Below are 17,393 nucleotides of genomic sequence, written 5' to 3' on the forward strand. Positions count from 1 at the left end.
GCCGACCCTCCCCCTGCGGGGTCCGCCGGACGATCCGGGGAGGGTCAGCTTCGGGCGCCGTCGACAGCGGCCGGGAACAGCGGGACGGCAGCCTTCGGAGCATCCGCGACGGCGGATGCTGCGAGGACGAAGGCGTACCGGAACATGGTTCCGATCATCGCCGACGGTTCGTTCGGCGTCGAATGGTTTTCGGGCGGGCGTAATTCGGTTGATCGGGCGCCGGTGGGCGCGGAGGCTTGCGTGGTGATCGTCGAGCTGGCCCCGCGCCATCTGAGCTGGGACGAGGTGGATCCCGCCCGTCATCCCTTCGACAGCGCCTCGGCGGCGGAGGTGGTGCGCTCGCTCGGGCCGGCCGCGCGGGTGCCCCGTCGACCGGACGTCTCGCCGGCCGACCGCGTGATGCACAACTGGGACTGGGACGTGGCCCGGCCGTGGGCCGACGCCATGTCGCACGCCCTGGTCGAACACTACGGACTCTGGGCCGTGGGCTGGCGCTGGGCGCTCGACGAAGGGGACTTCGACGGGGGCCCGGTGGGGAGTTGGTGCTGTCCGCCGCACTCGGTCACCACCCCGGAGGAGACACTCACCCGGGTCGTCTCGGCGCTGTGCGAGTGGCGTGGGTGGCTGGAGAGTCTCGCCGGACGGTTCGAGGCGTATCCGCTGGACCTGGCCACGGTCGACGACCAGCGCATCCTCTGGGAGTGCGCCGCCCGGAATCTGATCTTCCAGGTGACCGACCGCACCGGCTGCGGCAGTGGCTGGTACGGACACTGCCATCAGGTGCTCACCTGGTTCCTCAGCCGCTGGGGAATCGCACCCGACGCCGCACGGAAGCTGGTCGAACAAGCCGTCGGCGGACGGTTCGAGAGCTGGACCGGCCCCGACCGGGTGCTGGTCGACGACGTGGCGGAGCGGATGGCGGGGTCGCTGCGGCCGGACGACGACATGTGGTCCCCCGCGCCGGTGCCGGACCATCTGGAGAGCTGGCTCGCGGTGCGGGACGCCGTGCCGTGGCGGGAGGCGCCGGCCAGTGGTGAGGACGGGCCGGTCACTCCGGCCTGCGACGGCGCGGCGGACGACATCCGCGCCTTCGACGGCGCCCTGGACACCGCCCGCGCGGAGGGTCTCCTCGCCGCGCTGGAGCTGGTGCGGGCCGACGCGGCACGCGGCGCCGTACTCGATTTCGAGCTGCTGCGCGGCTGGCAGCGGCACGTCCTGGGCACACCGGGGCCGCCGGACTTCCGCAACCTGCCCGCCTTCGCCAAGAGGGGCCGGGAACGCTACGGCATCGGCCCGGACACCCGGGCCCGACTCGACGCCTGCCTGGCGGAGAGCGCCGCGCACGGCGACCGGCCGCTCCCCCTGACCGCCCGTGCCGCCCGCGCCTGTCTGGACGTCTGCTTCTTCCACCCGTTCGACGACGGCAACGCCCGGTCCGCCTTCCTGGCCCTCGTCTTCGTCCTCGCCCGCGAGGGCATCGCGCTCGACAAGATCTTCCTGCTCCGCCGGGTCTCCTTCCAGGCCGACGACCCGCAGGACGGGCTGATCCTCGCGCGTTACATCGACAGCCACCTCACGGTGACCCGCGAGGGAGCGGCGGAGGGGCCTCGGGCCGACTAGCCGACGGTGCCGATGTTCTTCAGCGCCTCACGCACTGTCAGCGGCGCGAACCGCCCCTGCTCGCGGGCGAGGAAGGCGCGGACGGCCTCCGGGTCGGTGTGGGCGTACTCACGCAGGCACCAGCCGATCGCCTTGCGGATGAAGAAGTCCGGGTGGTCGCACTGGCGCAGGCAGTAGGCGAAGAGGCGTCCGGTGTCGGTGCGGTCCTTGTAGCGGAGCTGGTGGAGCAGGGCGGTGCGGGCGACCCACAGGTCCTCGTCGGCGATCCAGGTGTCCATGGTGGTGGTGAGGCGGGGGTCGGCCGCGACGAGGGCGCCGACGACGTGCGCGGCCAGCAGGTCGACCGTGTCCCACCAGGAGGTCGTGGTGATCAGCCGGTGGACGACCGGGAGGAACGCGGACGAGCAGCGGCCGGCGTGGCGGCGCAGGTAGTCGACGGCGAAGTAGTGGTACTCGCGCTGCGGCAGGGCCCAGCAGCGCAGGGCGACGGCCGTGCAGTCGGCCTCGTCGGGGCGGCGCGTGCCGGCGAGGACGGTGCGGGACAGGGCGCGGCGTTCGGGGGTGGGGATGCCGAGGAAGGGAGCCACGTCCTTCATGTAGGCCCGCATGGCGGCCGCCCGGTCGGGGTCGGCCGCGCCCGCGTACGCGGCCGTGAGCCGCTCCAGCACGGTGTCGGCGAGAACGCTGTGCGGCACGTCGAGGGCGCCCGCGCCTGTGACGGTCATGAGACGAACCATACGGCGATCACACATGTCCGTCCGTTACTGTCGCGGGATGCTCGATGCCACCACCCGCTCTGGGGGCACCGCCACGGCCTCTCCCCGGGCCGCCGCCACGGAGCTCGTCGTTCCCGTGCCCCTCGTCACCACCGCGGCGCCCGCCCCTGCCCCGGCGCGCCTCGGCAGAGTGCTGCTGTCGCCCTGGTCCCGTTTCTCGCTGCTGGTCGCGCTGCTCGCGGCGGCCGGCACGAGCGTGCTGCTCTTCGAGCCGCAGAAGCTCCTCGCGGACGGCTGGCCACCGCAGTTGGGCGGTGCCACGGCGGCGCTCGTGTTCGCCGTGGCGTACGGTCTGTGCACCGTCGCGTTCGTGCCGCGGCCGCTGCTGAACCTGGCCGCGGGGGCGCTGTTCGGGTCGGCGGTGGGTCTGGGCACGGCGCTCGCGGGTACCGTCCTGGGCGCCGGGCTCGCCTTCGGTCTCGGCCGCGTGCTGGGGCAGGACGCGCTACGGCCCCTGCTGCGCGGGCGGCTGCTGAAGGCGGCGGACGGCCAGCTGAGCCGGCACGGCATGCGCTCGATGCTGGCGGCGCGGCTGTTCCCCGGGCTGCCGTTCTGGGGCGTGAACTACTGTGCGGCCGTCTCCCGGATGGGGTGGACGTCCTTCCTGGTGGCGACCGCGCTGGGTTCGATCCCGAACACGGCCGCCTATGTCGTGGCCGGGGCCCGCGCCTCGACCCCGACGTCGCCGGTCTTCCTGATCGCTCTGGCGTCCATCGCCCTGCCGACGGTCGCGGGCGCGGTGATGGCCTGGCGCAAGCGCCACCACCTGCGCGGACGGTGACCGCCGGCACCTGCTAGGGGGTGTGGTGAAAGTCCCGCACAGCACCCCCTAGACGGATTCGAGGATCATCGCGTTGGCCAGCCCGCCCGCCTCGCACATCGTCTGCAGGGCGTAGCGGGCGCCCCGCTCGCGCATCGCGTGGACGAGGGTCGTCGTCAGGCGGGTGCCGCTGGCGCCGAGGGGATGGCCGAGGGCGATCGCGCCGCCGTGCACATTGACCTTGGCGAGGTCGGCGCCGGTCTCCTGACGCCAGGCCAGGACGACGCTGGAGAAGGCCTCGTTGACCTCGAACAGGTCGATGTCGTCGAGGCGCAGACCGGCCCGGTGCAGCACCTTCTCGGTCGCCGGGATCACGCCGGTGAGCATCAGCAGCGGGTCCGAGCCGGTGACGGCGAAGCTGTGCAGCCGGGCGAGCGGGCGCAGCCCGAGCCGGGCCGCGGTCTCACCGGACGTGATCAGCACGGCCGAGGCGCCGTCGTTGACGGGGCTGGCGTTGCCGGCGGTGATGTTCCACTCGATCTGCGGGAAGCGTTCGGCGAACGCCGGGTCGTAGTAGGCCGGCTTGAGCCCGGCCAGGATCTCGGGGGTGCTGCCGGGTCGTACGCACTCGTCGCGCGAGATCCCGTCCAGGGGCGCGACCTCGGCGTCGAAGAGGCCCTTCTGCCACGCCTCGGCGGCCCTGTGGTGCGAGGACACGGCGAACGCGTCCAGCCGCTCCCGGGTGAGGGACCACTTGGCGGCGATGAGTTCGGCGCTGATGCCCTGCGGGACGAGGCCCTCGGGGTAGCGCTCGGCGACGCCGGGGCCGAAGGGGTCCTTGCCGGGCGGCACGTTCGACCACATCGGCACGCGGCTCATCGACTCGACCCCGCAGGCGACGACGAGGTCGTAGGCACCGGACATGACCCCCTGCGCGGCGAAGTGCACGGCCTGCTGGGAGGAGCCGCACTGCCGGTCCACGGTGGTCGCGGGGACCGTCTCCGGGAAGCCCGCCGACAGGAGGGCGTAGCGGGTGGTGTTCATGGCCTGCTCGCCGACCTGGTCGACGGTGCCGCCGATGACGTCGTCGATCAGCGCGGGGTCGACGCCGGAGCGCTCGACGAGGGTGCGCAGGGTGTGGGCGAGGAGTTCGACGGGGTGGACGTGCGCGAGGGAGCCGTTCGGCTTGCCCTTGCCGATCGGGGTGCGTACTGCTTCGACGATGACTGCGTCACGCATGTGCGGGCCTCCGCGACTACTGGGCGACTACTGGTGAGTAGGAAATCCGAACCCACCGTAGACCAGCGGGTTGGAAAATCCAACCCACTTGGGTTTGCTTTTCCAACCCTCCCCTAGACTGATCCGCATGGCCGCCTCCAAGGACTCCCGACAGCCGCGCCCCTGCTCGATCGCGGACGCCCTCGCCCTCGTCGGTGAGAAGTACTCCCTGCTCGTCCTGCGGGAGGTGTGCCTCGGCAACGGCCGCTTCGACCAGCTGGTGCGCAACATCGGCGCCCCGCGCGACATCCTGGCCACCCGGCTGCGCCGCCTCGTCGACGCCGGGATCCTCACCAAGCGCGCCTACAGCGAGCGCCCGCAGCGGTTCGAGTACCGGCCCAGCCAGGCGGGGCTGGAACTGGAACCGGTCCTGATGACCCTCATGGCCTGGGGCGACCGCCATCTCCACACGGACGACGACCGGCCCATGGTGATCGAGCACGTCTGCGGCAACGAACTGGTCCCGGTGGTCACCTGCTCCTCCTGCGCCGCCCCGGTCCGTCACGAGGACCTCAGCGCCCATCCGCAGGCACCGGGGTGGACGGTGGCAGGACCGACCGCGGGGGGCCCGACAGCCGCGTAGTCGGCGGCCCGGGCGACGGGCCGGATCACGCGTGCGCGTGGCAGAACTCGCGCACGGCCCGGTTGAACGTCTCCGGCGCCTCCAGGTTGCTGACGTGCCCCGCGCCCGGGATCACCACGAGATCGTTCTCGGGAATCGCCTCCCGGAAGGCGTAGGCGACCCCCAGGGGGGAGCGCACGTCGAGCTCGCCCCACAGGAGCAGCACCGGAACGGCGACGGCGGGCAGCAGGTCGCGCTCGTCGGCCTCGGCCATCATGAACAGTTGCGTCCCCAGCGTCTCCGGCCGGACGTCCCGCGCCATCGCGTCGAGCAGCGGTACGTAGGCGACGGGCGGGTCACCCGCGAACAGCCCCGGCAAGGTCGGATCGAACCGCTCCCTGGGCACCGCGAGCATCCGCCTGGTCCCCTCCACGCGGGCCGCCACCTCCTCCGGCGGCAGCGACCCCTTCCAGCCCGCGTAGGTGTCGGCCAGGATCAGCGTCCTGACCAGTTCCGGGTGGTGGCGGTACAACTCGAGCACGACGGTCCCGCCCCAGGACAGACCGGCGACCTGGGCCGGGCCGAGCGCCAGCTCCTCGATCACCGCGGCGAGGCAGTGGGCGAAGTCCGCGAGGCGGAAGCCCTGCGGCAGGTCCGAGGACCGCCCGGCTCCGGGCTCGTCCCAGGCCACGACCGTGAACTCGTCCGCCAGACCGGCGAGTTGCGGCAGCCACATACGCCCGTCGACCCCGGCCCCGTGCACGAACACCAGGGGCGGCCCGTGTCCCACGCGCTGATAGGCCACCTCGACGCCGCCGACCCGCACCGTCGCCATGACACCAGGCTAGGACTCAGGCCCTGGCGGCGCTCTCCGCCAGGTCGAACACCGTTTCGCACTCGGAGCAGGTCACCCCGCCGAAGAGGCGGAGCAGCCAGCGAGCCGCTTCGGTCTGGCCCGCCGCGAGGGACATCGCGTGCAGCCGGGCGCCGGTCCCGGTCAGCTCGGCGGGGTCGGCCGGATGCAGTTCGGCCCGGCAGTCGTCCACGTCCTCCCCCACGATGACGACGGTGTACGCCTCGCAGTGCGGGCACTCGGCCTCGAACTCCTCCAGCAGCCGCACCAGTTCCGATCCCCAGAAGGGCACGCCCTCGAAGGCCAGCAGGAACTGCGTGAGGTAGAGGAACTCCATCGGATCGTCGGCCGACAGCTTCGCCAGGCACTCCCGGCACACCGCGAGCAGTTCGGCGATCACGCCCTCGTACCGGGCCCGCTCCTCGGGACCGGCCTCGCCGACGATGAAGCCGGCCAGCGAGAGCGCGTCGTCCCGGTTGCCGGGCGCCCGTCCCGTGGCGATGTCCGTGAGCAGCGGCAGGGCGGCGAAGCTCGCCCCGTACACGCTGCCCTGGTGGTGGAGGACCCCCCAGATCTCGTCGAAGACCGCCTTGTCCCCCGGCCCTCCGTCGAGCCTGGCGAAGAGGACCGGGATGTCGTCCGCGGGCCCGAGGGCGTGCGTGAGCCGGGACCAGTCGGTCGAGGGGTGCGTCATGTTCCGCATTCTGCACCCGGGGTGTGACATCACCCCGGCGGCCGGTACACGTCCAATCGCCCGCACATCCCGAACTTCCCGTGCGCGGCGGGCTGTTCGGCCCGTACGACGGCTGCCGCGAGGTGGGAGACATCGCCCTCCGCCAGCCGGTCCAGTTGCTCCCCCGTCGTCTCCGCGGCCGCCCGCGCCCCGCGCCGCCAGCGTTCGCGCCACTCGGTGAGCCGGGGTCGTACGAGTGCGGCGGCGGCCCGGTGGAACGCGGCGAGCCCCTCGGGGGCCTCCCGCAGCGCGCGGTACCCCTCCAGGGCGAGGTCGCGCCGGGCGCGGGCGATCCGGGCCTGCTCCTCCTCCGGGGCGTCGGCCGGGATCGTGGTCGCGGCGGCGTACGTCTCCGGGTCGGCGAGGTACTCGGGGGGCAGCGTGAGGACCGCGTCGCCCGCCTCCGGGAGGCCGCCGTTCTGCATCAGGACGGTGATGCGCAGGTCGTCCTCGTTTACCAGCCGGTGGACGGTGCCCGGCGTGAACCAGGCGACCGTGCCCGGTGCCAGGGGCGTGACCTCGTACCCGGACGCGGTCAGGGTCTGGACCGCGCCCCGGCCGCCCGTGACGACGTACCCTTCCGAACAGGTCAGGTGCAGGTGCGGGGTTCCGCCCTGCAGGCCGTCGGGGCCGGGCCAGTCGTACACGCACAGGTGCGAGACGGCGACGCCGCCCGGCAGCCCCTCGTACGCGGTCACCACGGACGCGTCTCCAGGTACTTGGTGATCTCCTCCCGTTCCCAGACTCCGTCGGCCACGATCACGCGGTAGCGGCGGGTGAGCGTGTCGCCCGGGGCGAGCTCCAGCTCGTCGAAGAAGGCCCAGGAAGGGGCGATGCCGGCGAAGGGCTCGTTGCGGACGAACCAGTGCGCGGGGTGGGTGCCGTGCGCGCCGGAGTGGTCGTTCTCGGGGGCGTGCGCGAAGACGACGGTGGCGTGGCCGTCCGTGCCGTCGTGCTCGCCGGAGAGGGCGAGCCAGGCGCTCTGCGAGGCCATCAGGTCGGGGCCCTCGCCCTCGGGGCCGATGATCCGGCCGTCGCGGAAGGCGCGCGGGCCGCGCCAGAACAGGCCGGTGTAGCCGGCCAGCTCGCGTCCGGCGGTCGTCGGGCTGCCGAAGCGGAGGGGCTCGTCACGCCGGTTGGTGATGGCGCTGGTCCAGGTCAGCGCCCAGGAACCGGACTCCTGATCGACGTCGTGCACCTCGATCCGGCGCGCCTCCTCGGCCCACAGCTCGCCGCTGTGCGGGTGCCAGGTCAGTCGCTCGGCGATCACGGCGCGGCCGCCGTCGGCGGAGACCTCGTCGAAGCCGACGTGTGCCATCGAGCCGACGCGCTCGGGGAGGGCGAGATAGCCCTCGCCGTGGACGTACGAGTTGCCGCCCCACAGGTTCGCGCCCGAGAGGTGGGAGGCGGTCAGGGACAGGCCCTTGTGCCAGCGGTGGTCGTTGGGCCGGTAGTCGGTGACGACGTCGCCCGCGAGCGTGCGCAGCGGGTGGATGTACGGCCTCGTCGCCTCCCAGGCCGCCTCCGGCCGGTAGACGTAGGCGAGCAGCTCCACGCCGGTCGCCGGGTCGGTCAGCGTGATCCGGTCGCCGTGGGCGTGGACGAGCCGCAGATCGCCGGTCATGCCGGCACCTCCGCGCCCACCGTGACCGTGCCCGGCGCCCAGCCGGGGGCGCCGCCGTGCAGGGCCGTGTAGTACGGGTCGCCGGGGCCGATCTCGCCGCGCTTCACCGTCGAGTCGGTGAACGCCGACTTGTACAGCGAGGTGATCAGCTCCAGGCTGGTGCGCCCGTCGGCGCCGCTGCTGCGCGGCCGCTCACCGGCCCGCATGCTCGCGACCAGCTCCCGCAGCTGCGCCAGGTGCGAGCTGGGCACGTCCGCGCCGAAGTCCCGCCACGCGGCCACCTCGTCGCCGGGGACGTCGGGGGCCGGGGTGACGCGCCAGTCGGCGTTGGAGTGGCCGTAGAGGTGAGTGAGCTCGACGGTGGCGCGCTCGCAGTCGATGCGGATGCGGCTGACCTCGTCGGGGCTGAGGACGCTGTTGACGATCGTCGCCAGCGCCCCGTTCTCGAAGCGGAGCAGGGCGGTGGACACGTCCTCGGTCTCGACGTCGTGGACGAGCCGCCCGGCCATGCCGCGCACCTCGCTCCACGGCCCGAGAAGGTCCAGCAGCAGGTCCATCTGGTGAATCCCGTGGCCCATCGCCGGTCCACCGCCCTCGGTCTGCCAGCGGCCGCGCCAGGGCACGGCGTAGTAGGCGGTGTCGCGGTACCAGGTGGTCTGGCAGTGCACGACCAGCGGCCGGCCGAGCGCCCCCTCGGCGAGCAGCCGCCGCACATGCCGGGTTCCGGAGCCGAAGCGGTGCTGGAAGACGATCGAGGCGTACGGCCCGCTCTCCACCCCCTCCTCCGCCTCCACGGCGTCGTAGTCGGCGAGGGTCGGCACCGGCGGCTTCTCGCACCACACCCACGCACCGGCCCGCAGCGCGGCCACGCTCTGCTCGCGGTGCAGGGTCGGCGGGGTGCAGATGGTCACCAGGTCCGGGCGCTGCTCGGCGAGCATCCGCTCCAGGTCGGTGTAACCGTGCGGAACCCCGCCTTCCGCGCAGAACGCCTCGACCGCCGCGGCATCGATGTCAACGGCCGCGACCACCTCGGTCTCGCCCTCGGCGGCGAGCTGCTTGAGGGCGGGGAGATGGGAGCCGCGTCCGATGGCACCGGTGCCGATGACGGCGGCCCGGATGGGACGGCCGGCGAGCGGAGTGGTTGGGGGCATGGGGGTGATCAGCACTCCTCCGAGTACGGCCCGAAGGACCATGTGAGCGGCAACGGAGCAGCAAGCACACACAGCAAGCGCTTTCCGCTCGGCAGCAACGTATGCGGCCCGGCTGGGGCCGGTCAACCATGCGCGCACCTGCTCGTTCACGGGTCGGCGGGCCCTTGGCCCGGACGCCCGGGGAACGGCTGTGCCGATGGGGTGTGGAGGATGGTGGCGGCGGGGCGCAGCGGCAGGTACCGACGGGCTGCGGAGGTCCGTACCGATCGCCCGCGGAACCCCTCTCCCGACCGCCTGGGAAACCCCTGTGCCGGGCCTGTCGCGCGGGAACGCTACGCTTCCCTTCGCACACCTGTGATCACCGCGCGCGGGCGGGCCGTCGCCTCCGTCGCCTCTCTCCGATCGGCACTTGGACTCCTTAACCTCATGTCTTGGTTTGAATCCCTCATCCTCGGACTCGTCCAGGGGCTGACCGAGTTCCTCCCCGTCTCCTCCAGCGCGCACCTGCGGCTGACCGCGGCCTTCTCGGGCTGGAAGGACCCCGGCGCCGCCTTCACGGCGATCACCCAGATCGGCACGGAGGCCGCCGTGCTGATCTACTTCCGCAAGGACATCGGGCGGATCATCGCCGCATGGTCGAAGTCGCTGTTCGACAAGACGATGCGCAAGGACCACGACGCCCAGATGGGCTGGCTGGTGATCGTCGGCTCGATCCCGATCGGTGTGCTGGGACTCACGCTCAAGGACCAGATCGAGGGTCCGTTCCGTGATCTGCGGGTCACCGCGACCATGCTCGTGGTCATCGGCGTCGTCATCGGCGTCGCCGACCGGCTGGCGGCGCGCGACGAGACCGGCGGGAAGCACCGCGCGCCCAAGCAGCGCAAGACGCTGGAGAATCTGGGCGTCAGGGACGGTCTGATCTTCGGCCTCTGCCAGGCCTGCGCGCTCGTCCCGGGCGTCTCCCGCTCCGGCGCCACCATCAGCGGCGGCCTGTTCATGGGCTACAAGCGCGAGGCGGCGGCCCGTTACTCGTTCCTGCTCGCCATTCCCGCGGTCCTGGCCTCCGGGACCTTCGAGGTGAAGGACGCGCTGGAGACCGGCCATGTGGCGTGGGGGCCGACGCTGTTCGCGACGGTGATCGCGTTCGCGTCCGGATACGCCGTCATCGCGTGGTTCATGAAGTTCATCAGCACCAAGTCCTTCATGCCGTTCGTCTACTACCGCGTCGTCCTCGGCATCGTGATCATCGCCCTCGTCGCCACGGGCGCGCTCAGCCCGCACGCGGCCGAGTCGGCGGGCTGAGCCGCCGGGGCCTACGGGGCCGACGGCCGGGCGGGGGCGAACCCCCGGGCAGGACCGGCCAGTTGATCGATCAACCGTGACCAACCCCATAACGGTTCGCGTAGCGGTCCCATGGCGCAGGGTCAGGTGCGGCACCTACGCTTGCGCCATGTCCCCCGATTCTGATGCCCCTGGTTCCGTGCGGTCCGCTGCCGAGTTGAACGAGCGGATCCGGTCCCTGTGGCTGCGCGCCGGCGGGTCGCTGTCGACCCAGGAGCGGGCGGAGTACGAGCTGTTGGTGGTGGAGTGGGCCGCGGCGATACGCGGCGAGGTGGTCACGGCGGCCTGACGCGGGCTCGCGTCGCCGACGCCGACCGGCGTACCGCCCGTCCACCCCCGCCGCGGACCGCAGCAGCCTCAGCCCACGTGCGCGTGTACCGGTGACTCGTCGGGTTCCGGATCCTGCGGAGGGTCGCTCAGCTGCTCGCGTACGTAGTTCCAGACCACCGCGATCAGAGCGGCGAGCGGTACGGCGAGGAGGCTGCCGACGATCCCGGCCAGGCTGCCGCCCAGAGTCACCGCGAGGAGGATCACCGCGGCGTGCAGGCCGAGCCCACGGCTCTGGATCATGGGCTGGAACACATTGCCCTCCAGCTGCTGCACGACGACGATGATCGCCAGCACGATCAGCGCGTCCGTCGGACCGTTCGACACCAGCGCGATGAGCACCGCGACGAAGCCGGCGAACAACGCACCCACAATCGGCACGAACGCGGAGACGAAGGTCAGCACCGCCAGCGGAAGCACCAGCGGCACCTTCAGGATCCACAGGCCGAGACCGATGAAGACGGCGTCGAGCAGACCGACGAGCGCCTGGGAGCGCACGAAGGCGCCCAGGGTCTCCCAGCCACGCAGGGCCACGACCGGGACGTCGGTGGCGAGCCGGCCGGGCAACTGGCGGGTGAGCCAGGGCAGGAAGCGCGGCCCGTCCTTGAGGAAGAAGAACATCAGGAAGACCGCCAGGACGGCCGTGACCACGCCGTTGACGACGGTGCCCACTCCCGTGGCGACAGCGGTGACCATGCTGCCGACGCTGTTCTGGACGCGGTCGACCGCGGCGTCGAAGGCGCCGGAGATCTGGTCGTCGCCGATGTTCAGCGGCGGCCCCGCGGCCCACTCGCGCAGCCTCTGGATGCCGGCCACCACCCCGTCGGTCAGCTCACCGGACTGGGAGGCCACCGGCACCGCGATCAGGGCCAGGATGCCCACGACGACCAGGAGGAACAGCAGGGTCACCACGGACGCGGCCGGAGCCGGGCGCCAGCCGCGCCGCCGCAGGAAACGGGTGAGCGGCCAGGTCAGTGTCGTCAGGAACAGAGCCACGACGAGCGGCCACACGACCGACCACATCCGGCCCAGCACCCACAGAGCCACCGTGAGCATCACGAGGATCAGCAGCAACTCACCGGAAATGCGCGCCGAGACGCGAACCGCGGCCCGCGCTCTCGCGGGATTCAACGGGGCAGACATGTGATCACCCTATGGGCAGCCTCAGGAGCCGATGGACATGGGAGAGCCGTAGCGTGAGGCCCGGCCGCGCTCCTGTTGTTCGCGCAGCTGCTCATGCACCCCGCGCAGCTTGTTGCGCACCTCGTGGTGGAGGCTGGTGAACTCCGACTCGGTGATGGTGCCGCGCTTCGCGTCCATGATCTGCCGGTGCACCGTCCCGACCACGGACTCCGCCTCGTCCACCTGGGAACCCCCGGCACCGCGGCCGGGGTCCTCGACGATGTCGATCATGAAGCTGATCCAGTCCGCCTGGTGGTACGGGCCGCCCGGTACGGCAGGCGACGCGGCCTCGGTCCGTTCGAGGAGAGCCTCGACGGTCAGCCGGATCGCGTAGCCGAGCCCGAGGAAGCGGGTCCGATAGTCCCGCAGTGCCGTCTCCATGGCCAGCTGTTCCGTGTTGACCGCGTTGGTACCGACCACCAGGTTGCGGAAATCGGTGGGGCCGTTGTCGCCGTCGCCGATGAGGTGGCACCACTCGTGCGAGGCGCGCCGCCCCGCTCCTCCCCCGTGGCCGGTCAGCGGCATCAGGCCGTGCGCGGGCATGTTGCCCATCGCCGCCGCGGGGTTGCGCCCGGCGCTCGCCCGGTCCACCGTCGGCGGCCTGGACAGCCCGACCTGGCTGCGGAGCTTGCCCCGCCCCGCCTCCTCGGCCCGGTTCGCCTTGCGGTCGAAGCTCGGAACGCTCAGGAAACGGCGGCTGTTGTGGGAACTCCCGTCCGCGTAGGTGAAGCTCGGGTCGACGATGTTGCGCTTGTAGAAGACGAACGGCTGGCTCGGGTCGGTGGGCAGCTGCACGAGCCCGGCGGTGTCGTCGCCGACACGGTTCTCCTCGTCCAGATTCCGCAGCCCGGCCAGGGCATGGGGGTCCTGGTCGCCCGTGTACGCCGGGTTGATGCCCCAGTAGTCGCCGAACCGGTAGGTCCGTCCCATCGACCGGCCGCCCGACCCCTTGGGGGTCATCCTGACGATACGGAAGGACCGATCGGGATTGATCAGCGTGTGACTGTGCTGGAGATCGCTGTTGACCAGTTCCACGCGGTAGACGAAGAACGAGGTCTGGTACTCGACCTGCCAGGCGGTCTGCAGGGAGCCGCCCCGGCGGCTCGCCGAGGCCCTGGGCAGGGTGGCGGTGCGCTCTACGCGCAGCGCGTCCGTCCCGTAGCCCTGCCGCGCACCGGCGTAGGCGCGATCCGGTACCCGTACGAGGTTCCCGTCGGGGTCGAACTCCTCGTCCGGCACCCACATCGCGATGAGGTCGTCGATCTGGAGGCGCTGGTCCTCCTGAGCAGCCGCGGTGGCGGGCATCGGCATCCGCTGCACCGCCGCCCCCGGCCCGCCCGCGTGCCCGTGTCCCGCATGCCCGTCCGGTGCGTGGCCCGGGTGCGCCGGCGGGGCACCGCCCAGGACGCGCGAGGCCTGCTCCTCGGCCTCACGTTCGAAGCGGTCGCCCGGGTCGGAGACCCGCACCCCGTCACCCCGGTCGGAGCCGGCGACCGGGCCCGAGCGCTGCTGGATCACATGGGTCAGCTCGTGGGCGAGCGTGTGCCGGTCGGCACCGCTCTCGCCGATGACCACATGGCTGCCGGAGGTGTAGGCGCGGGCGCCGAGAGCGGCCGCGGACTCCTGTGCCGCGCGGTCCGTGTGCAGGCGTACGTCGGAGAAGTCCGCCGCGAAACGGGCCTCCATGTCGGTGCGGGTCGCGGGGTCGAGCGGCTTCCCAGGGCCGCGCAGCACGTCCTGCACCGACCGCTGGACGGACGTCCGCGCCGATCCTGCGTCCTGCGCGCGCTCGCGTTGGATGCTCTGTCCGAGGGCGGCGTTCCCGGCGAGACGCTGGAGGGCGAGCATGCCCGCGGGATCCGAGGAACACAGCCGCCCGGCGTCCGGCAACCGGCCGGCGGGGTTCGGGAGGGCGGGCCGGGCCGGGCGGACACTCTTGTGGCTCGGTTCCTCCTCACGAGGAGGGCGCTGCGCTGCCATCAACTCTCCCGACCTGCCCGGACATGACGTTCCGTCATCGTCGGCCCCGAACACGCCCCACGCGAAGAACCTTTCGGCCAGGAATTCGCGCAGACCAGGGCGGGTGGTACCCGGTATGAATATCGCCGGGTCGCCGCACGGGCCTTGGCTGGGCGGCCCCCATGCCCAACACTCGGCCCATGACGCAGCGTGTGGAGCTCGCCACGGTGATGGACCGGCTGGCTGTCGACGGCCTGGTCACCGACTACGCGGTGGCCGTGGACGACGGCGACTGGGCGGCGTACCGGGAACTGTTCACGCCGGACGGTCGCGCCGACTACCGCTCGGCCGGCGGGATCGAGGGGGACGTGGGGAACGTCGCCGAGTGGCTCGCGGAGAGCATGGGGGTGTTCTCGATGCGGCAGCATCTCATCGTCAACCGGCGGGTACGGTTCGGGATCCTGGACCAGGACACGGGAGACACCGCCCAGGTCCGGGCCGACTACGTCAATCCGATGCGGCTGGCCGGCGACGGGAACGGCGCCGGTGCGCCCGACTTCGTCTGCGGGGGCCGGTACTCCTTCGCGTTGCTGCGCACGTACGACGGATGGCGGCTGCGCGAGGTGGTCGTCGAGGAGAAGTGGCGGCGCCTGCCCGAATGAGACGCCGGCCCGAATGAGACGCCTGCGCGAATGAGGGGACCGTCGCCCCCCGGTAAAGCGCCAGACCGCCGAAAAGCGCCCTGTCGTAGATCGTCCATGGCGCGGCACACTGGAGGCACCACCGGGTAGGAGGCGCGGCATGAAATCGTCCGGCCACTGGCTCACCTCCCCCAAGCGGCGCTCGGCCGTCGCGGCCCTCGCGGGTGCGCTGCCCGTGCTCGCCTTCCCGGCGCCGGCCCTGTGGTGGTGGGCGTACGTCGCCCTCGTCCCCTGGATACTGCTGGCCCGCACCGCGCCGACCGGACGGCGCGCGGCGTACGACGGCTGGTGCGGCGGGTTCGGGTTCATGCTGGCGATGCACCACTGGCTGCTGCCGAACCTGCATGTGTTCACGCTCGTCATCGCCCTGCTGCTCGGTGTCCTGTGGGCTCCCTGGGGCTGGCTGGTCCGCCGTTTCCTGGCCCCGGGTGTCACCCCGGGCGAAGCGGGCGCCCTCACCCGGGGGCGGGTCCTCGGTGCGCTCCTCGTCCTCCCCTCCGCGTGGCTGGCCGTCGAACTCGTGCGTTCCTGGCAGGGGTTGGGCGGGCCGTGGGGCATGCTGGGCGCCAGTCAGTGGCAGGTGGAGCCCGCGCTGCGGCTCGCCTCGGTCGGCGGGGTGTGGCTGCTGAGCTTCCTGGTGGTGGCGGTGAACGTGGCCGCTGCCGTGCTCGTCTCGGTTCCGGCCTCCCGGGTGCCGGCCGTCGCCGGGCTCGTCGCCACCGCGGCCACCGCCTCGGCGGCCTGGGCGTGGGCACCGAAGCCCGATGTCGAGGGACGGGCGCGGATCGCCGTCGTACAGCCGGGTGTCGTGCAGGGTCCGGACCGCCGGTTCGACGTCGAGGAGCAGCTCACCCGGCGCCTGATCGGGCAGGACGTCGATCTGATCGTCTGGGGGGAGAGCAGTGTCGGGTACGACCTGGCCGACCGGCCCGATCTGGCGAAGCGGATCGCGGAGCTCTCCCGGGTCACCGGTGCCGACATCCTCGTCAACGTGGACGCCCGCCGCTCGGACCGGCCCGGCATCTACAAGAGCTCGATCCTCGTCGGCCCGGACGGCCCGACCGGTGTCCGGTACGACAAGATGCGGCTGGTGCCCTTCGGGGAGTACATACCGGCCCGTGCCCTGCTCGGCTGGGCGACCTCCGTCGGCGAGGCGGCCGGTGAGGACCGGCGGCGCGGCACCGAGCAGGTCGTGATGCACGCCGGGCCGGGGCTGCGGATCGGCCCGATGGTGTGCTTCGAGACGGCCTTCCCGGACATGAGCCGCCATCTCGCGGACGACGGCGCCGACGTCCTGGTCGCCCAGTCCTCGACCTCCACCTTCCAGCGGAGCTGGGCGCCCGAGCAGCACGCCTCCCTGGCCGCGCTGCGCGCCGCGGAGACCGGGCGGGCCTTCGTGCACTCCACCCTCACCGGGGTGTCCGCCGTCTACGACGCGAGCGGGCACCGTCTCGGCTCCTGGCTGGGCACGGACGCGAGCACCACCGCCGTCTACGACGTCCCGCTCGCCGACGGCGTCACCCCGTACGTCCGCTACGGCGACTGGCCGGTCCACGGGGCCCTGCTGGTGCTGGTGGCGCTGGGGCTGACGGAGGGGGCGCGGGCGATCAGGCTGCGCCGGAACGCTCCCGCACCGCTCGGACCACCCGCTCGCACAGTTCATGGGTCGCCAGCGCGTCACGGGCACTGAGCACCTTGCCGGCCCGTACGGCGTCGAGGAAGGCCAGCACGGCCTGCTCTATGCCGCGCTGCCGGGCGACCGGCACCCAGTCGCCGCGCCGCCGCACGGTCGGCTGGCCCTTGTGGTCGATCACCTCGGCGAGGTTGACGACCTGACGCTTGGTGTCCTGTCCGGAGACCTCCAGGATCTCCTCGTTGGAACCGCTGAGCCGGTTCATCACCCCGAGCGCGGTGAAGCCGTACCCCGACAGCTGCAGGACGACGTGGTGCAGCAGCCCGCCCTCGACGCGGGCGCGCACGGTCACGTCGTCGACCGGGGCGGGGGCCAGGAACCGCAGGGTGTCGACGACGTGGATGAAGTCGTCGAGGATCATCGTGCGCGGTTCCTCGGGCAGCCCGACCCGGTTCTTCTGCATGAGGATCAGCTCACGCGGATGGTCGGCGCACTGCGCGTAGCCGGGCGCGAAGCGCCGGTTGAAGCCGACGGCGAGAGACACCCCGCGGTCCTCGGCGAGCGTCACCAGCCGCTCGGAGTCGGCGAGCCGGTACGCCAGCGGCTTGTCGACGTACGTCGGCACGCCCGCCTCCAGCAGCCGGGCGACGATCTCGGGGTGGGCGCCGGTGGGCGCGTGCACGAAGGCCGCGTCGAGGCCGGCGGCAAGCAGGGCGTCGAGGTCGCGGTGGCGCTGCTCGGCGGGCAGACGGAGGGTGTCGGCGACCCGTTCGAGGGTGGCGGGCGTGCGGGTCTGCAGGTGGAGCTCGATCCCGGGCAGCGCGCCGAGCACCGGCAGATACGCCTTCTGCGCGATGTCACCGAGTCCGATGCAGCCGACCTTCACGGGCGCT

17 protein-coding genes are annotated in these 17,393 nt (G+C 72.2%); 7 read left to right on the top strand and 10 right to left on the bottom strand.

Translation table 11 applies throughout. From position 1 onward, the window contains the following. The first annotated feature begins 240 nt into the window (after nt 1-240). Nucleotides 241-1,620 (top strand): Fic family protein, encoded by a 1,380-nt coding sequence (locus tag ACIRF9_RS37805; RefSeq protein WP_403831883.1) that lies wholly within the window; start codon nt 241-243, stop codon nt 1,618-1,620. Here ACIRF9_RS37805 and ACIRF9_RS37810 read toward each other — a convergent pair. Beyond that, nucleotides 1,617-2,345: a DNA alkylation repair protein gene (locus ACIRF9_RS37810; RefSeq protein WP_403831885.1), complete on the bottom strand. Its 729-nt coding sequence runs from the start codon at nt 2,343-2,345 to the stop codon at nt 1,617-1,619. The genes ACIRF9_RS37805 and ACIRF9_RS37810 overlap by 4 nt on opposite strands. Before the next feature lie 49 nt (nt 2,346-2,394). On the opposite strand from ACIRF9_RS37810, the gene ACIRF9_RS37815 reads away from it, so the two are divergent. After that, nucleotides 2,395-3,177 (top strand): TVP38/TMEM64 family protein, encoded by a 783-nt coding sequence (locus ACIRF9_RS37815; RefSeq protein ID WP_403831888.1) that lies wholly within the window; start codon nt 2,395-2,397, stop codon nt 3,175-3,177. 48 nt (nt 3,178-3,225) lie between these two features. On the opposite strand, the gene ACIRF9_RS37820 is transcribed toward ACIRF9_RS37815, so the two are convergent. Beyond that, nucleotides 3,226-4,395 carry a thiolase family protein gene (locus tag ACIRF9_RS37820; protein WP_403831890.1) on the bottom strand — a complete coding sequence of 390 codons (1,170 nt, stop codon included), beginning with the start codon at nt 4,393-4,395 and terminating at the stop codon, nt 3,226-3,228. Nucleotides 4,396-4,522: 127 nt separating this feature from the next. Here ACIRF9_RS37820 and ACIRF9_RS37825 point away from each other — a divergent pair, with 127 nt between their 5' ends. Next, nucleotides 4,523-5,017 carry a winged helix-turn-helix transcriptional regulator gene (locus ACIRF9_RS37825; protein WP_403831893.1) on the top strand — a complete coding sequence of 165 codons (495 nt, stop codon included), beginning with the start codon at nt 4,523-4,525 and terminating at the stop codon, nt 5,015-5,017. 25 nt (nt 5,018-5,042) lie between these two features. On the opposite strand, the gene ACIRF9_RS37830 is transcribed toward ACIRF9_RS37825, so the two are convergent. The 5 genes from ACIRF9_RS37830 to ACIRF9_RS37850 are packed head-to-tail and all read right to left on the bottom strand — an operon-like array spanning nt 5,043 to nt 9,357. Then, complete coding sequence (locus ACIRF9_RS37830) at nt 5,043-5,831, bottom strand: alpha/beta fold hydrolase (protein ID WP_403831896.1); 789 nt, start codon at nt 5,829-5,831, stop codon at nt 5,043-5,045. Between the two features lie 16 nt (nt 5,832-5,847). Beyond that, nucleotides 5,848-6,543: a hypothetical protein gene (locus tag ACIRF9_RS37835; RefSeq protein WP_403831898.1), complete on the bottom strand. Its 696-nt coding sequence runs from the start codon at nt 6,541-6,543 to the stop codon at nt 5,848-5,850. 29 nt (nt 6,544-6,572) lie between these two features. Further along, nucleotides 6,573-7,280: a cupin domain-containing protein gene (locus ACIRF9_RS37840; RefSeq protein ID WP_403832061.1), complete on the bottom strand. Its 708-nt coding sequence runs from the start codon at nt 7,278-7,280 to the stop codon at nt 6,573-6,575. Beyond that, the gene (locus ACIRF9_RS37845) at nt 7,277-8,206 is read right to left on the bottom strand and encodes a PmoA family protein (RefSeq protein WP_403831901.1); all 930 of its coding nucleotides are present in this window, start codon (nt 8,204-8,206) and stop codon (nt 7,277-7,279) included. The genes ACIRF9_RS37840 and ACIRF9_RS37845 overlap by 4 nt, the downstream gene beginning before the upstream one ends. After that, nucleotides 8,203-9,357: a Gfo/Idh/MocA family protein gene (locus tag ACIRF9_RS37850; RefSeq protein WP_403831904.1), complete on the bottom strand. Its 1,155-nt coding sequence runs from the start codon at nt 9,355-9,357 to the stop codon at nt 8,203-8,205. The genes ACIRF9_RS37845 and ACIRF9_RS37850 overlap by 4 nt, the downstream gene beginning before the upstream one ends. Nucleotides 9,358-9,783: 426 nt before the next feature. Between ACIRF9_RS37850 and ACIRF9_RS37855 the strand changes: the two genes are divergently transcribed. Further along, nucleotides 9,784-10,659 (top strand): undecaprenyl-diphosphate phosphatase, encoded by an 876-nt coding sequence (locus ACIRF9_RS37855; protein ID WP_403831906.1) that lies wholly within the window; start codon nt 9,784-9,786, stop codon nt 10,657-10,659. Nucleotides 10,660-10,807: 148 nt separating this feature from the next. Beyond that, nucleotides 10,808-10,987 (top strand): hypothetical protein, encoded by a 180-nt coding sequence (locus ACIRF9_RS37860; protein ID WP_403831909.1) that lies wholly within the window; start codon nt 10,808-10,810, stop codon nt 10,985-10,987. Nucleotides 10,988-11,055: 68 nt separating this feature from the next. Here ACIRF9_RS37860 and ACIRF9_RS37865 read toward each other — a convergent pair whose 3' ends face one another. After that, nucleotides 11,056-12,168 carry an AI-2E family transporter gene (locus ACIRF9_RS37865; RefSeq protein ID WP_403831911.1) on the bottom strand — a complete coding sequence of 371 codons (1,113 nt, stop codon included), beginning with the start codon at nt 12,166-12,168 and terminating at the stop codon, nt 11,056-11,058. Nucleotides 12,169-12,189: 21 nt separating this feature from the next. Next, nucleotides 12,190-14,187: a DUF4157 domain-containing protein gene (locus tag ACIRF9_RS37870; protein ID WP_403831914.1), complete on the bottom strand. Its 1,998-nt coding sequence runs from the start codon at nt 14,185-14,187 to the stop codon at nt 12,190-12,192. 179 nt (nt 14,188-14,366) lie between these two features. On the opposite strand from ACIRF9_RS37870, the gene ACIRF9_RS37875 reads away from it, so the two are divergent. Both ACIRF9_RS37875 and lnt read left to right on the top strand, forming a co-directional pair. Then, entirely contained in the window at nt 14,367-14,828 is a 462-nt protein-coding gene (locus ACIRF9_RS37875; protein WP_403831916.1) for a nuclear transport factor 2 family protein, read from the top strand. 139 nt (nt 14,829-14,967) lie between these two features. Next, nucleotides 14,968-16,557 carry an apolipoprotein N-acyltransferase gene (lnt, locus tag ACIRF9_RS37880; protein WP_403831919.1) on the top strand — a complete coding sequence of 530 codons (1,590 nt, stop codon included), beginning with the start codon at nt 14,968-14,970 and terminating at the stop codon, nt 16,555-16,557. Here the strand turns inward: lnt and ACIRF9_RS37885 are convergent. Continuing rightward, a complete protein-coding gene (locus tag ACIRF9_RS37885; protein ID WP_403831922.1) occupies nt 16,475-17,386 on the bottom strand; it encodes a Gfo/Idh/MocA family protein in 912 nt (303 codons plus the stop codon). The two genes, lnt and ACIRF9_RS37885, sit on opposite strands and share 83 nt — an antisense overlap. Nucleotides 17,387-17,393 lie beyond the last annotated feature (7 nt).

It is taken from the genome of Streptomyces sp. NPDC096132, assembly GCF_044763345.1.
Lineage (GTDB): Bacteria > Actinomycetota > Actinomycetes > Streptomycetales > Streptomycetaceae > Streptomyces.